11 protein-coding genes and 1 pseudogene are annotated in these 14,182 nt (G+C 36.3%); 2 read left to right on the top strand and 10 right to left on the bottom strand.

The features are described 5' to 3' along the window. Nucleotides 1–59: 59 nt before the first annotated feature. The 5 genes and pseudogenes from fic to AC1WHX_RS05510 form a co-directional block, all read right to left on the bottom strand. A pseudogene (gene fic, locus AC1WHX_RS05530) lies at nucleotides 60–628 on the bottom strand (protein adenylyltransferase Fic). Between the two features lie 73 nt (nucleotides 629–701). Continuing rightward, on the bottom strand, nucleotides 702–1,283 hold the full coding sequence (locus tag AC1WHX_RS05525; RefSeq protein ID WP_009316900.1) for a Maf-like protein: 582 nt from the start codon (nucleotides 1,281–1,283) through the stop codon (nucleotides 702–704). Nucleotides 1,284–1,316: 33 nt separating this feature from the next. Next, nucleotides 1,317–1,838, bottom strand: a complete 522-nt coding sequence (locus tag AC1WHX_RS05520; protein WP_009316901.1) for a KdsC family phosphatase — start codon at nucleotides 1,836–1,838, stop codon at nucleotides 1,317–1,319. After that, on the bottom strand, nucleotides 1,819–2,610 hold the full coding sequence (locus tag AC1WHX_RS05515; protein ID WP_122338239.1) for a Rossmann-like and DUF2520 domain-containing protein: 792 nt from the start codon (nucleotides 2,608–2,610) through the stop codon (nucleotides 1,819–1,821). The genes AC1WHX_RS05520 and AC1WHX_RS05515 overlap by 20 nt, the downstream gene beginning before the upstream one ends. 15 nt (nucleotides 2,611–2,625) lie before the next feature. After that, nucleotides 2,626–3,153, bottom strand: coding sequence for a nitroreductase family protein (locus AC1WHX_RS05510; protein WP_303115433.1), 528 nt, complete (start codon nucleotides 3,151–3,153; stop codon nucleotides 2,626–2,628). Nucleotides 3,154–3,310: 157 nt separating this feature from the next. On the opposite strand from AC1WHX_RS05510, the gene AC1WHX_RS05505 reads away from it, so the two are divergent. Next, the gene (locus tag AC1WHX_RS05505; protein ID WP_009316904.1) at nucleotides 3,311–5,722 is read left to right on the top strand and encodes a TonB-dependent receptor; all 2,412 of its coding nucleotides are present in this window, start codon (nucleotides 3,311–3,313) and stop codon (nucleotides 5,720–5,722) included. On the opposite strand, the gene AC1WHX_RS05500 is transcribed toward AC1WHX_RS05505, so the two are convergent. The 4 genes from AC1WHX_RS05500 to AC1WHX_RS05485 all read right to left on the bottom strand — a co-directional run bounded on the left by AC1WHX_RS05500 (nucleotide 5,694) and on the right by AC1WHX_RS05485 (nucleotide 9,908). After that, complete coding sequence (locus tag AC1WHX_RS05500) at nucleotides 5,694–7,820, bottom strand: ComEC/Rec2 family competence protein (RefSeq protein ID WP_122338238.1); 2,127 nt, start codon at nucleotides 7,818–7,820, stop codon at nucleotides 5,694–5,696. The two genes, AC1WHX_RS05505 and AC1WHX_RS05500, sit on opposite strands and share 29 nt — an antisense overlap. 158 nt (nucleotides 7,821–7,978) lie before the next feature. Further along, a complete protein-coding gene (rpe, locus tag AC1WHX_RS05495; RefSeq protein WP_009316906.1) occupies nucleotides 7,979–8,629 on the bottom strand; it encodes a ribulose-phosphate 3-epimerase in 651 nt (216 codons plus the stop codon). 456 nt (nucleotides 8,630–9,085) lie between these two features. Beyond that, on the bottom strand, nucleotides 9,086–9,244 hold the full coding sequence (locus AC1WHX_RS05490; protein ID WP_009316907.1) for a hypothetical protein: 159 nt from the start codon (nucleotides 9,242–9,244) through the stop codon (nucleotides 9,086–9,088). Nucleotides 9,245–9,317: 73 nt separating this feature from the next. Then, nucleotides 9,318–9,908 (bottom strand): RNA polymerase sigma factor, encoded by a 591-nt coding sequence (locus tag AC1WHX_RS05485; RefSeq protein WP_302545361.1) that lies wholly within the window; start codon nucleotides 9,906–9,908, stop codon nucleotides 9,318–9,320. Nucleotides 9,909–10,206: 298 nt separating this feature from the next. Between AC1WHX_RS05485 and AC1WHX_RS05480 the strand changes: the two genes are divergently transcribed. Further along, a complete protein-coding gene (locus AC1WHX_RS05480) occupies nucleotides 10,207–11,106 on the top strand; it encodes a glycosyltransferase family protein (RefSeq protein WP_009316909.1) in 900 nt (299 codons plus the stop codon). Nucleotides 11,107–11,163: 57 nt separating this feature from the next. Here the strand turns inward: AC1WHX_RS05480 and uvrA are convergent, their stop codons facing one another. Next, complete coding sequence (gene uvrA / locus AC1WHX_RS05475) at nucleotides 11,164–13,944, bottom strand: excinuclease ABC subunit UvrA (RefSeq protein ID WP_122338237.1); 2,781 nt, start codon at nucleotides 13,942–13,944, stop codon at nucleotides 11,164–11,166. Nucleotides 13,945–14,182: the final 238 nt, after the last annotated feature.

The raw sequence follows: 14,182 nt of genomic DNA, 5'->3' as shown, positions 1-14,182 counted from the left end.
TTCATTAATTGTAAATACAATAGAAGAGATGAAAAGTATTTCCATGTTTATTTTAAAATTTAAATTTTGTCCTTGCTATATCCTTCGTAATAATACGATTGTTCTATCCCTTTAAATATCACTTCTCTATCATCGACTTTTTCGGTTAGTGCCGGTTGCAAAAGAAAACGGAGTTCCAGATCATTGATTGGGCTGCGTCCCATTGCTTGCAGATATAGATCTTTATCAACCATGCGCCAATCAACAACTTTTCCAAGATTCTTTTTCAGAATTAGATCAAGCCATATTCTTGTAGAGCGCCCGTTGCCTTCCATAAATGGATGAGCAATATTCATTTCTACATACTTAGCTGTGATTTCCTCAAAAGTTGTTTCCGGCATTTTTCTATTACAGGAAGTATTACGTCGAGAAACATTGAATTTGCAAAACGAAAGCCTCCTTTAGTAATGTTTTGAGTACGTACCTTTCCGGCAAAGTTGTATAGATCGCAGAATAAATACTCATGTATCTGGCATAATCCTTTAGTTGTACCTACCTCAATGTTATTTATATCACTTGTTTCAAACAAGGCTTTGGCTTTCTCCAGGCTTTGTTTATCTATTATATATTGTTGTTTCTTTTGTTCCATAACCGAAAATTTGTAAAGCGGATCTTTTTGATATAAGAATAATACTGATTTTTAATTACAAGATATTTTGCAATTAAAAATGTTTGAGTTCTTGATATAGTCGATGTATGGGTAATCCCATAACGTTAAAGTAAGAACCGTTAATGCCGTTTACTCCTACAAATCCGATCCACTCCTGTATTCCGTATGCACCGGCTTTATCGAGCGGAGCATAATTTTCTACATAAAAATCGATTTCTTCTTCATCGAGAGTTGCAAATGATACATCGGTAGAAACAGCAAAAGAAATTTGTTTTTCCTGTGTAGTGATGCAAACACCGGTAATCACCGTGTGAATATTTCCCGATAAAGTACGTAGCATATTTTTCGCATCGTCTTTGTCTTTCGGTTTCCCGAAAACCTTACCGTTCAACCATACGATTGTATCTGCGGTGATCAATAGGGTTTTATCGGACATTTCCGGTTTGTAAGCTTCGGCTTTTACCGTAGCAATATATTGGGGAATTTCTTCACCTTGTAATGTTTCCGGATATGATTCGTCTATATTGGGGAGGGCGGTTACTTGGTATTCGATTCCTAATCCGCTCAGTAATTCCCGACGTCTTGGTGAATTGCTTGCCAGCAGAATATCGTACTTTTGTATATGACTCAGCATTTTATAAAACTTTTTATTTATTTTGTTTTGTATTTACCAACCGAAAGCTTCATCAGCCATCCATTTTCCCTGTGCTTTCAGTACCTCTTCTATGACATCCCGTCCACATCCGCATCCTCCTTTTTTGGGGGATATATAAGTTGATATCGCTTTAATTTCAGGTGCAGCGTCAGCGGGGCAAGTAGGTAGGCCTACCAGTTGCATGACTTCATAATCCGGAATATCGTCACCCATGTACAGTATCTCTTCCGGTTTTAGGTTTGAAGATTCAATCCATTGATAGTATGCTTCGGTTTTGATTTTTGCACCCATAAAGATATGTTTGACTCCCAATGCGGAGAACCGTTCATGAACGGCTTGGGTACGTCCTCCTGTGATAATTGCTATATTGTAACCTAAACGGACGGCCAATTGTATAGCATATCCGTCTTTTATATTTACCATACGCATCGGTTCTCCGTTGGGATGCAGAGGCACCATATCTGAAGAAAGAACACCATCTACATCAAATGCGAATGCTTTTATTCGAGATAAGTCATAATTTATTTTGCTCATGAGAAATGTTTATTGCAAAAGCGTGAATATTTTTACTCAATAATCGGTAGATTTCTTTTAATTGGTCGTCTTCTAACAGAGATAATTGTTTGTTCATTACATTCTCGTCGTATCTTACAGCAGGACCGGTTTGAGCTGTTACTGGAGATATTTTTTTTATTTTATCAGATGTTTCTTGGATAAGCGGTTGCAGAATGTCAAAAGGTAATCCGTGCTCTTTTAGTAATTTCTCGGATATTGCATACATGTGGTTTGTGAAATTACATGCAAATACGGCAGCTAGGTGAATGTATTTTCGCTGCTCTGAAGATATGACTCTTACATCTTGTGAAATTTTTAAAGCCATATCGGTTAATAACGTAGCATCTTTCTCTGAATTAGCTTCGACAAAAAACGGAATATTTGAGAAATTTACCTTTTTATTTTTACTGAAAGTTTGTAGCGGGTAGAATACTCCGTACCTTTTTGCATGTGGCTCGAATACGGACATCGGTATGCTTCCGGCTGTATGTACCCAAAGAGCTTTATTCGGTTTGATAGATCGGATGCATTCCTGTAATGCCGTATCTTTTATTGAAAAAATATAAAGATCTGCCGTATCTTTTATTTGATTGAGGTCATCGGTGTAGTCACAAGATAAGGATGACCCCAATATTTTTGCATTTTTGAGGCTTTTACTATATATCTGGATTATATCGTAACCTTGTTCTTTCATTGCTGACGACAATTGTGTAGCGAGGTTACCAGCTCCGATAAATATTATTTTTTTCATATTTATCTTTTTATGTTACCAATGTCCTATGTGAACCTTTTCCCATTGAGCCTTATCCGGATCAAAAGGCTTTTTTTCTTCATTTTTGTGACCCAGAGTGATAATGGACAAAACTTCCATTCCGTATGGGATTCCCAACATTTCACGGACATAATCTTCAGCAGATTGTCCGTTTTCTGTCAGTCGGTTTCGTATTTGTATCCAACAACTGCCTAGACCGAGATCTTCAGCTTGTAGTTGGATTAGGATTGCCGCAATGGATGCATCTTCGATCCATACATCGCTTTTTGACGGATCAGCAAGAATAACAATAGCCAATTTTGCGCCGGCAATAGGTTTTGCTCCTTGAGCTTTACAGTGAGAAAGTTTTTCTAATTGTTCAGGATTCTCGATCACGACGAATTCCCAACAAAGAGACCGTTTAGACGTCGGCGACATTAAAGCTGCTTCAAGTATTTCTTTTACATTTTCCGGAGAAATGGAATCTTCGGTATATTTGCGAATACTGCGTCTGTTTTTAAGCAGTTCTTTCAGATTTTCCATAAAGTAAATGTTGAATGTTTCTGTACAAAGATACTATATTGTGGTAAAAGCCCCATAAAAAGATGTAAATTTGCACATCTTGAAAACGTAAATATACGTAAATCATGTTTTTTACGTTATATATCTGAAAAGAAAGATTCTTTTGAAAATGAAATTCATGAAAATAAAGCTATATATATTCTTTATATTTCTTTTTATCGGATCTACTGTATTAGCACAATCTCGTATAAAAATTTCCGGGAAAGTGATCGATGCAGATAATCAAGGGTTAGAGTTAGTCAATGTACGTATAGGGGGAACTACACAGGGAACATTAACCGATTTAAAAGGAGAATATGAGTTGACGGTCGCTTCTCAAGATTCGATAGAGATTATTTTTTCTTGTTTAGGTTATCGAACCGAAAAAAGGGTCTTGGCAGCACCGCAAGGTAATGTGGTGTTAAATATGAGGCTTTATACTAAGGATAAAAAATTGGGAGAGGTGGTTGTGACGGAAATAAGAAAACAGACTAGTACTCTCCAGAAAATAGATGCCAAAGATTTAAGATTGATGCCGGATGCATCGGGAGGAAGCATTGAGAGTATGCTTTCGACCTTAGCTGGGGTTAATTCCAGTAATGAGCTTAGTTCTCAATATTCAGTACGAGGAGGAAATTTCGATGAAAATATTGTTTATGTAAACGGAATAGAGATATATCGGCCTTTGCTCGTGCGTTCAGGTCAGCAAGAGGGGTTAAGTTTTATTAATCCGGATATGGTCGGTAGTATCGGTTTTTCTTCCGGAGGTTATTCCGCAGAATATGGTGATAAAATGTCATCAGTATTGGATATTACCTATAAACAGCCTGAAGCTTTTGAGGGAGCTGTATCTGCCAGTTTTTTAGGTGCTAGTGCCATGATCGGACATAGTACGAAAAGGTTTTCCCAATTACACGGTTTCCGGTATAAAACTAATTCAACATTATTGAGTTCTTTAGATACGAAAGGAGAGTATGATCCTTCGTTTTTTGATTACCAAACTTATTTGACATATAAATTTTCTCCGAATTGGAATATCTCTCTTTTGGGAAATATATCTAATAATATCTATAATTTTACTCCGCAAGAGCGTACGACAAAATACGGAACTTATACTTCAGCATCACAGTTTAAGGTCTATTTTGATGGGCAGGAGAAAGATAAGTTTCAGACATTTTTCGGTGCTCTTTCCTTAAATTACGGTGTGTCGAAATATACCGCATTATCGTTGCTGGCTTCGGCTTTTGCAACAAATGAGATCGTAACTTATGATATTACCGGAGAATATTGGCTTGATGAATTGGATATGGCGAATAATGGTGGAGTTCCGCAAACTTCCGGGACATTGGGGTATGGAACTTATCATGAGCATGCTCGAAATCGCTTGAATGCTTCGGTTTTTGCAATAGCTGCTAAAGGAGCTACTCGTTTCGGCAAAAATGAATTGAAATATGGCGTTAATTTTCAACATGAAATAATTAAGGACAGGGTACGTGAATGGGAACTGCGTGACTCTGCCGGATATTCTTTACCGCATACGGGTAATGGAATCGATCTTGTTTCCAGTCTTAGTTCTTACCAGAATATGCAAAGCAATCGTTTCTCGTTTTATGCGCAAGATACCTATAAATTACGGGCTAAGTCTGGCTTTTATACATTTACCGGAGGTATACGTGGCTCTTATTGGGGATTTAATAAAGAGTTTATTCTGAGTCCGAGAGCTTCGGTCGGTTACATTCCGAACTTTAATGATCGGTTGACATTCAGGTTTGCGACAGGTCTTTATTATCAAGCTCCTTTTTATAAAGAGTTGAGAGATACAGTACGTACCGGAGAAAATTATGTAGTGCGTTTGAATCGTTCTATTAAATCTCAAAGATCTATTCATTTTGTATTAGGTAGCGATTATTCCTTTAGGGCGGTGAACAGACCATTTAAGTTTACAGCAGAGTTATATTATAAAAAACTGGATAATTTAATACCTTACGAAGTAGATAATGTTCGTATCTGGTATTCGGGACGAAATGAATCGAAAGGGTATGCTGCCGGATTGGATTTGAAGCTTTTCGGACAATTTGTTCCCGGAACGGATTCTTGGCTAAGTTTCTCATTGATGAGAACGCAAGAAACGATAGGAGGGATAAAAGTTCCTCGCCCGACAGAACAGAGGTATAGCGTAGCACTGTTTTTTCAAGATTATGTACCCCGTTTCCCAAAATATAAATTTAGTTTGCGTGCAATTTGGTCGGACGGATTACCTGTCGGTGCTCCTCGGTTGGGACGTCAGGCCGGATACTTTCGTACGACACCCTATCGTAGGGTCGATATAGGGGCTTCCCGTTTGTTGGTCGGAGGAGAAGACCGATTAATGAAACGAGGATTTTTTCGCTATTTTAAGAGTATTTGGATTGGATTGGATGTCTTTAACTTGTTGGATATAAGTAATGTGAATTCTTATTATTGGGTGACTGATATTTATAATCATCAAAGTGCTGTCCCTAATTATCTTACTATGAGGCAGTTCAATCTGAGGTTATCGATGGAATTCTAAGCTGTGTATCTGTATTGAATATCCATGCTCCGGATTTTTTTATTGAATAACAAAATATGCCCAATTGATCGGCTTCTTTTTGTAATGCTTGATGTTTGAAGTAATTGAGATCTGAACAAAGTATAACGGTCTGTATGTTGAATAACTCGGCAATATCTGACAGTTTTCCTGAAAAGCCTTTACTGATAATAGCATAATCGATAGGAAGAAGATAAGTACTTTTTTTGTTTTTCCAATATCCTGAGTTTAGTAACAGTATTTTATTGCCTTTAAAATATATGAAAGGCTGACGGATTATCAGATTTTGAAGATCGCTATTGTCTTTTATGTGTATAATATTTTCTATTCTGTTTTTCATCCAGAAATTGCGGGCTTTTTTTTCTATCGTCGAATCTTGTTTTTCAGGATTTGAATGAAGAATATAATTAGTTCCGTTATCAATGAAATTAATTGTTGTGTTGTGATTATCATGGTAAACGACCCATGCGTTTTGAATAGGATGACTTTTGTAAAAGGTGTCTGCCGTTAGAAACAACACTGTGAATGAAAGAGTAAAAATCAGAATGTCGCTGCGTCGTGATCGGTAAGACCAGACAAGAGTGAAAACTGTAACGAATAGAAACAAAACATAATGAGATTCTATCCAGATATTCTTGATAGAAGAGAAATTAAGTGTAGAAATTATTTTAGTCAGGTGTTCTATATATATGAGAATTTGGTCTAATCCGTTTACTAGAAAAGTTGCAGGTATCTCAAAATAATTCAATATTAAGACAAGTATCCCGCCTCCTAAGACAAATGGGAGGAGTGGAATAATAATTAGATTTGTTGGTAAAGAAAGTAGAGGTAATTCGTGAAAGTAATATACGGTTAACGGCAATGTTCCTATTTGCGCTGCGGCAGAGACACAAAATATCGATATTATATATGATTTCCATTTCGAAGAAGGGCTTATCAGGTCATAAAGAACCGGATAAATATAAAGAATTGAGAATACCGAGATGAAACTTAGTTGAAAACTGACATTAAATAAATAATACGGGTTGTATAACAACATGAAAAATGCTGCTGCAAAAAGATTATTCATGGATGTTCCCTTACGATCGAGAATTTGTCCGAATAATATGAAACTGATCATGATTGTTGCTCTGGTAGCAGATGGAGATAATCCGGTTAAAAATGCGTATATCCATAAAAAGATAAGTGTAAGTATTGGTCGTAATTTTGACATTTTTATCCATACAAGCGGTGTAAGAAGTACGTATAACAATGACCATATAATACCGGTATGTAGTCCGCTGACAGCCAGTATATGAGCAAGTCCACTTGTAGAAAACGTATTACGGATTTCTGGAGTGATTTCTTTTGTATTTCCTAATAGTAGAGCACTCAGTATAGCATAAGAAGTTTCCGAAAAATTATCTCTTTTCAGTTTTTCTAATGCTGAATCTTGCAATTCTTGAGCAATACCTTTGATAGATTTGTCTTGTTTGTAGCCTAACCGTTTCCAATCTTGTGTGTTTAAATATTGTGTGTATAAAATCCCCTTGTATTTCATATAAGATGCATAATCGAAACTTTCGGGATTTTTAGAATTGACAATGGGTATGAGTTTTGGTTTGAATATGATTACATTATCTTTTATTAAGGAACGAGAAAGGTCATCCGGCTTAAAATATAGAATGGCTTTTTGATTGTCACGTATCGTTTGTCCGTTTTGTTGAATCCATTCTTTTATTTCTGTTTCGCAGCAAATCGAACGTTGTGTTTCTTTACAATTGGTGATGGTTGCAATAGCATATTTATAGTTGGGAGAATAATGTCCCGTTTCGCTTTTTTGTTTTATAAATAATGTTGCAATTCCTATGGATATGAGGAAAAAAAATATGGCTATACCGAAATAGTGCCGGTTTATAAATCTTTTTGACGGGAACTTTGACGAATTGTAGTATTTAATGATAAATATGATTCCTAAAAGCGAAAATATATAGATCGCATGGAGGAAAGGTAAAAAATGTTGTAATAAAATTCCTGCTATGAACGGAAGCAGTATGCGTAAAAACGGAGCTTCTTCGATTGGAAAAAAGGAATTTTTCATGCTATTTTTATGTCGGGCTTGTTTTTGCGATATATACGGGAGTACAGGAAATGACAAATAAAGAATTGTGTGTTTCAAATATGGATTAGAATGAGATTAACAAAGAATGTTGTTGAGGTAATTTATCAGAGTTCCTGTCTCCGGTATTATATCGATTTTTATAATGCTTTAAGCTTTGCTATCATTTGCATAGGATCTGGAGTACTGAATATTGCATTTCCTGCAACAAGAATATCTGCTCCGGCTGTCAAAACTTTTTTACCGGTGTCTAAATTAATGCCGCCGTCAACCTCAATGAGCGTATTAGCATTCTTCCGTAAAATCATCTCTTTTAAAACTGAGATTTTTTCAGTGGAATGTTCTATAAATTTCTGTCCTCCGAATCCCGGATTTACAGACATGATAAGTACCATATCAACATCCGAAACAATATCTTCCAATAAAGAAACGGGAGTGTGGGGATTTAGTGTAACACCGGCTTTCATCCCGTTTTCTTTTATCTGTTCTACAGTACGGTGCAAGTGTACGCAAGTCTCATAATGCACATTCATCATATAAGCACCAATCTCTTTGATCTCCTTGATGAATTTAATGGGGTCGGTGATCATAAGATGAACATCTAAAGGTTTTGTACTGATTTCTTTTACATATTTCAAAACCGGAAATCCGAATGAAATATTCGGTACGAATACGCCGTCCATTATATCCAGATGTAACCAATCTGCTTCACTTTGGTTTACCATCTCTATAGCTGCCTGCAGATTGCCGAAATCAGCGGATAAGAGGGACGGTGCTATTTTATGTGTCATATCTTGTAAAATCAGATTATATACAAAGATACGGATAGGATTTGGATTTATGAACAAAAAATAAAAGATTTTCTCTAAGAGCTTAATGAATGTAGCGAGTTAGGTGATGTACAGGAGCGGAAAAACAAGCTTGGAAATTTTGGATACACAACTATTTAAACAAGCATTAAAACTTCTTTAGGCTTTGAGAGTATCTTGCTTCTTTGGGGATGAACGGACAATCATCAGAACTTAAAATCCTGTTTTTTGAAAAGGAATATTTCAAAAAACAGGATAATGGTTAAAAGTCTGTCTCAATTTTACTCGGGTCAGGTTTGTAGGTTTCTTTTGATGATATTTTTCTGTTTTTTACGAGGATGATAGCGGGCGATCTGACGAGAGAAAACGAGAAAAAAAACAGAAGAAAACATAAAGACAACCTGATAATATTTTTTGTTGGAAAATTTAGACAGGTTCTTAGTTTAGAATATATCCTCCGAGATTTTGAGGCAATTTGCTTTCGTAGGTATATGACCGTGCAAATTGCTTAAGAAGTTCGACCGTAGAACTTTTAGGTGTTAATATCGGAGCAATAGCTTTCTCTGAAAGCAGTCGAGGAGTAGAGCTTTTTTTCATAGGCACTGTTTTTTATTTTGTTTATTATTAAAACGTGCCTACTCTGTTTTTATTATCCTTACATGCTATTTTTTTATAAAGAAAGTTCGATGTGATGATCCTCTGCCATTTTTCTCATATTTAAAATTGCATATCTCATTCGTCCCAAAGCAGTATTGATACTTACATTTGTAGCGTCTGCAATCTCTTTAAAGCTCATGTTTTTATAATAACGCATGATGAGTACCTCTTTTTGGTTATCGGGAAGCGCAGCTACCAGTTTGCGAATATCTGCTTGGATTTGTGTATGTACCAATGAGTCTTCTATCGTACCTTCGCTTAATTCTTTCCGATTGAATACATCAGGATTCATTTCGTCATTAGATAAATGATTTTCACTTTTCTCCTGACGATAATAATCAATAATTAAATTGTGAGCTATGCGGGAAATCCAAGATGGAAATTTTCCGGTTTCGACATAGCGTCCTTGTTTGATAGTCGTGATTACTTTTACGAAGGTTTCCTGAAAAATGTCCTCGGTCAATTCTCTGTCTTTGACTATATAATATATATAAGAATAAATACGGTTTTTGTATCTGTTCAGAAGAATGTCAAAAGCCTCGTTATTACCCTTCGAATAAAGTACGACCAGTTCTTCGTCTGTTCGTGATGCTAAATTATTCATTACCTTGTAGTATGTTGGTTTAAGAGTAATGTTTTTCTATAGGCTCTTGTTTTTTATTTAGTGAATGAATTAGTTGATGATTTGTTGCAAATAAAATATATTTTCTATACAAAAAAAAGCATTCTTGTTATTTTTACTACTTAAAAGTTTATATTTAACAGCTTTAACACGTAAAATGTTAACTGTTTAAGAATTGAAGCTACGATAGGGGAATATAAAAGATTTGATAAAAAAAGTGTATTTCTTACGCATTATTATTACTTTTGTAATTCGTTTACCAACTAAATTAACGTGAATTATGAAACCTACACTATTTGTTTTGGCTGCCGGAATGGGTAGCCGTTATGGCGGATTGAAGCAGTTAGACGGGCTTGGTCCTAATGGCGAAACTATCATGGATTATTCTATTTTTGATGCCGTGCGTGGTGGCTTCGGGAAAGTTGTTTTTGTAATCAGACATTCTTTTGAAGAAGATTTCAGAACAAAAATTTTAAAGAAATATGAGAATATAATACCTGTTGAGGTAGTATTTCAAGAATTAGATTATTTACCTGATGGGTTCTCTCTTCCTGAAGGCCGGGAGAAGCCGTGGGGAACTAATCATGCTGTATTAATGGGGAAAGATGTGATTAAAGAGCCATTTGCTGTCATTAATGCAGATGATTTTTATGGCCGTGAAAGTTTTGCCATTCTTGCAGATTATTTGTCTAAATTGGATGGAAAACAGAATGAATATTGTATGGTAGGATATCGTGTCGGAAATACTCTGTCCGAAAGTGGCTCTGTTGCTCGGGGAGTTTGCGAAATGAATGATAAAAATGAGCTGACCTCTGTTGTAGAGCGGACTCAAATAGAACGGCGTGACGGAAAGGTAATGTTTAAAGAGGGAGATGTCTGGACAGAAGTTGACGAGAATGCTCCCGTATCAATGAATATGTGGGGATTTACGCCCGATTACTTTAAATATTCAGAAGATTATTTTGTTCAGTTCTTAAAAGAAAATGCAGAAAATCTTAAGGCTGAATACTTTATTCCGTTGATGGTAAATCATTTGATTCAAAATAAAATCGCAACAGTTAAAGTTTTGGATACACCTTCTAAATGGTTTGGTGTAACTTATGCTTTAGATCGTCCGGTTGTTGTAGATAAGATCAATGCTTTGGTTGCTGCCGGAGAGTACCCTGCTAAGTTATTTTAAAATATTTATGATGATAAAGAAAATGCACTTGAAATTTCAAGTGCATTTTCTTTATCATCATAATTTATCTTTTAAGTACTTCCCGGTGTAAGATTTTTCACAAGACGCAATATCTTCTGGAGTTCCTGCACAAACAAGAAAACCGCCTTTGTCTCCTCCTTCAGGACCCATGTCTATGACATAATCAGCACATTTAATTACGTCCATATTGTGTTCGATAATTACGACCGTATGCCCTTTTTCTATTAAAGAATCGAATGCTTTTAGTAATGTTTTTATATCATGAAAATGTAATCCTGTTGTCGGTTCGTCAAAAACGAATATCGTAGGCTCTTGCTTTTCATTGCTCAAAAAATAAGCGAGCTTTACCCGTTGATTTTCTCCACCCGAAAGGGTCGAAGAAGCCTGTCCGAGCTTAATATATCCTAATCCTACATCTTGTAGAGGTTTCAGTCTTTTGATGATTTTTTTCTCGGCACTTCCTTGCTGTTCCGAAAAAAATTCGATAGCCTGATTGATAGTCATTTCCAATACATCATTGATATTCTTTCCTCGATATTCGATTTCAAGTATATCTTGTTTAAATCTTTTCCCGTGGCAACTTTCACATGTAAGAGTAATATCTGCCATAAATTGCATTTCAACAGTGATAGTTCCGTCGCCTTTACACTCTTCACAGCGTCCGCCTTCTACGTTGAACGAAAAGTATGCCGGGGTAAATCCCATTTGTTTAGCAGCCTGCTGGTCGGCATATAATTTTCTGATTTCATCAAAAGCTTTCAGGTATGTTGCCGGATTAGATCTTGATGATTTACCGATCGGATTTTGATCGACAAATTCGATATGTTTTACCAAATGCATGTCTCCGGAAAGTCGGTTGAATATACCGGGTTGTTCTCCGTCTTCTTCATAAAATCTGGAAAGAGATTTAAAAAATACGTCTCTGACCAGTGATGATTTTCCTGAACCGCTGACTCCGGTAACTACTGTCATTATATGTAAAGGAAATATGACATCTATCCCTTTGAGATTATTATGTGCAGCTCCTTCTATTTTTATATAGTTATTCCATTTCCTTCGGTGGGCGGGCGTTTCGATTTTTTCTTCACCGGTAAGATACCGAACCGTATAGCTTTTTGTAGCTTTTTCAAGTTTCGACAGGTCTCCTTGATAAACGACCTCTCCGCCGAGACGTCCTGCTTTAGGTCCTATGTCGATGATATAATCTGCTGCACGAATTATTTCTTCGTCATGTTCTACGACTATTACGGTATTTCCCAAAGCTTGCAGTTCTCTTAATACTTTTATAAGTAAAGTTGTATCACGGGAATGTAATCCGATACTGGGTTCATCCAGAATATATAGAGATCCGACAAGACTGCTACCTAAAGATGTTGCAAGATTGATCCGTTGACTTTCTCCTCCTGAAAGAGTAGAAGATAGTCGATTCAATGTCAGATAACCCAGTCCGACATTTACAAGAAAACCTATTCTGTTCTTTATTTCTGTCAGCAATCTTTTGGCGACAATGCTATCATGTTCATCTAATGCCAAAGTGTCGAAAAAGATTTTTAGATCTGTGATTGGTAAAGCTACCAATTCCGAAATAGATTTTCCTCCGATTTTTACATATTGTGCTTGAGGTTTTAGCCGACCCCCTTTGCAATCGGGACAAACAGTTTTACCTCGATATCGAGCGAGCATGACTCTGTATTGGATTTTGTATTGATTTTCTTCAAGCATTTTGAAAAAATCGTGAATTCCCCCGAAAAGATGATTCCCGTTCCACAAAAGTTCCTTTTCTCGTTCGGTAAGTTGATAATAAGGGCGATGTATGGGAAAATGAGAAGCTTCGGCTACACGAATCAAATTCTTTTTCCATTCACTCATTTTTTCTCCTTTCCAACACATGACGGCATCGTCAAATACCGATAACGCTTTATTGGGAATAACTAAATTTTCGTCGATGCCGATAACCTTACCGAAGCCTTCACAAGTCGGGCATGCTCCTACAGGGCTGTTGAAACTGAACATGAGATCGTTCGGCTCTTCAAAAGTGATACCGTCGGCTTCAAATCGTTTTGAGAATGTATGTTCTTCTATACCTTTTTCAGTATAAAATTTAAGAATACATTCACCTCCTCCTTCAAAAAATGCGGTTTCTGCAGAGTCTGTCAATCGGCTTATTGTATTTTTTTCAGAGGAAACAGTCATTCTGTCTATTATTAAGAAAAGAGATGACGTGTCTATGTTAGATGTATGTTCTAATTCTTCTATCCGAATGGTTTTTCCCTTATATTCAACACGATTATATCCCTCTTTTAATAAAATCTCAAGTTGCGTTTCCAAGGTTCGGCCTTTGGGAATATGCAATGTTGTGAGAACGGAGAACCGTGTTCCTTCCGAATAATTAGACATACATCTGATTATATCTTCTGTCTGATGTTTTTTGACCTCTTTCCCAGATATTGGAGAAATTGTTTTTCCTATACGAGCATATAATAGCCGTAGGTAATCGTAAATTTCGGTGGAAGTGCCTACCGTGGAACGGGGATTTCGAGTATTGACTTTTTGTTCTATTGCGATTGCCGGAGGGATTCCTTTTATGAAATCACACTCAGGTTTGCTCATGCGTCCTAAAAATTGCCGTGCATAGGCAGAAAGGCTTTCGACATACCGGCGTTGTCCTTCTGCATATAAAGTATCGAATGCCAAAGACGACTTTCCTGAACCGGAGAGTCCTGTTATTACGATCAGTTTATCCCGGGGTATCTCGATGTCGATGTTTTTGAGATTATTCACCCGAGCTCCTTTTATAAATATTGAGTTATCGGTCATATTGGCTGGTCAAATCAAAATTAACTTACAAAGATACGAATAAGTCAAGCGCAAAAACAAATAAAATTTGATTTTGTCGAGCGGGAGTATCTAAGACACAGTCGAAGATAATATATTAAAGTGGATATAAAAAAGGTTCGTCTCTTTCAGATACATTATATATAATTTTTTCTCTTTGGGGATTTAATAAGGAAAAAATAAAATAATCTCAAAAAAGTGGAATATTTTATGTGGAAAA

The sequence above is a fragment of the Coprobacter sp. genome (assembly GCF_982436375.1).
This window is presented reverse-complemented; position numbering and strand designations above follow the sequence as displayed.

Bases quoted from the DNA above. Each gene is read 5' to 3' on its own strand.
- AC1WHX_RS05525 (WP_009316900.1), bottom strand. From the start codon at position 1,283: ATGCTGAGTCATATACAAAAGTACGATATTCTGCTGGCAAGCAATTCA.
- AC1WHX_RS05520 (WP_009316901.1), bottom strand. From the start codon at position 1,838: ATGAGCAAAATAAATTATGACTTATCTCGAATAAAAGCATTCGCATTT.
- AC1WHX_RS05515 (WP_122338239.1), bottom strand. From the start codon at position 2,610: ATGAAAAAAATAATATTTATCGGAGCTGGTAACCTCGCTACACAATTG.
- AC1WHX_RS05510 (WP_303115433.1), bottom strand. From the start codon at position 3,153: ATGGAAAATCTGAAAGAACTGCTTAAAAACAGACGCAGTATTCGCAAA.
- AC1WHX_RS05505 (WP_009316904.1), top strand. From the start codon at position 3,311: ATGAAAATAAAGCTATATATATTCTTTATATTTCTTTTTATCGGATCT.
- AC1WHX_RS05500 (WP_122338238.1), bottom strand. From the start codon at position 7,820: ATGAAAAATTCCTTTTTTCCAATCGAAGAAGCTCCGTTTTTACGCATA.
- rpe (WP_009316906.1), bottom strand. From the start codon at position 8,629: ATGACACATAAAATAGCACCGTCCCTCTTATCCGCTGATTTCGGCAAT.
- AC1WHX_RS05490 (WP_009316907.1), bottom strand. From the start codon at position 9,244: ATGAAAAAAAGCTCTACTCCTCGACTGCTTTCAGAGAAAGCTATTGCT.
- AC1WHX_RS05485 (WP_302545361.1), bottom strand. From the start codon at position 9,908: ATGAATAATTTAGCATCACGAACAGACGAAGAACTGGTCGTACTTTAT.
- AC1WHX_RS05480 (WP_009316909.1), top strand. From the start codon at position 10,207: ATGAAACCTACACTATTTGTTTTGGCTGCCGGAATGGGTAGCCGTTAT.
- uvrA (WP_122338237.1), bottom strand. From the start codon at position 13,944: ATGACCGATAACTCAATATTTATAAAAGGAGCTCGGGTGAATAATCTC.